The following is a 255-nucleotide window of genomic DNA, read 5'->3' on the forward strand; positions in this document are numbered from 1 at the left end:
GGTTTATAACCATAAAGCAGGCGCCCCCATGCCTGTTTTATTCTGTTTTATCTGTTATATCGATAACATTATCACTTTCATAAACCTCACAATTTTTGGGAACCAACCTTACTTTGCTTTTTTTGTTCAGTTTAGCATTGCCATAAGCACGCCCCCAAATCTTTGCACAATATGAGATCTTGGCATTGCCATAAACAGAGCCATAAATTTCACAAGAGCCACTCACACGCGCATTGCCATAGACCTTGCCATAAA

At 39.6% G+C, this 255-nt stretch carries 1 pseudogene; it reads right to left on the bottom strand.

What is annotated here, in order from left to right:
* Positions 1 to 37: 37 nt before the first annotated feature.
* A pseudogene (locus tag BN338_RS09210) lies at positions 38 to 255 on the bottom strand (hypothetical protein); the annotation flags it as partial.

The organism is Bartonella queenslandensis AUST/NH15, from assembly GCF_000312585.1.
Classification (GTDB): Bacteria; Pseudomonadota; Alphaproteobacteria; order Rhizobiales; family Rhizobiaceae; genus Bartonella; species Bartonella queenslandensis_A.